The organism is Granulicatella sp. WM01 (assembly GCF_004570605.1).
In the GTDB taxonomy this organism is placed as follows: domain Bacteria; phylum Bacillota; class Bacilli; order Lactobacillales; family Aerococcaceae; genus WM01.
On sequence record NZ_SPPB01000142.1, the window covers coordinates 1 to 398 of the forward strand.

At 54.3% G+C, this 398-nt stretch carries 1 protein-coding gene; it reads right to left on the reverse strand.

What is annotated here, in order from left to right; genetic code table 11:
- On the reverse strand, positions 1-283 hold a 283-nt coding region (locus tag E4T68_RS09020; RefSeq protein ID WP_135126068.1), incomplete at its 3' end, for a transposase.
- Positions 284-398: the final 115 nt, after the last annotated feature.

Consider the following 398-nt stretch of genomic DNA (forward strand, 5'->3'; position numbering starts at 1 on the left):
CCGGCCAACTCACCACGACTACGCCTTTTGAATGCGGCACTTCGATTCGGATCGTGGCAGGAAGGGCCTGATGCATCGGCACCGGCGGCGATGTCTTGACCGGGATGAAGGCGGTTTGAAGTGTCAGGTTTTTCTGTGCATGCACCCGAATCCATTTATGGACGAGGTTTGCATTGAGGTTGTGGGTCAAGGCGACATTGGCAATTGAAGTGTCAGGTTGGGCGCACTCAGCAATGACCTGGGCCTTGAAGGACTTGGAATAGGAACGGCGTTCTTGTGGCATGGGCGTCCGCTTAAAAAGGCTAAAAATGGTGTCCACCTATATTTGGGTGGACACCATCGCCTCAAGCGACGGTGTCAGGAAGGTGTGTTGCCCGGACGGTTACTTTGCAGTAGCT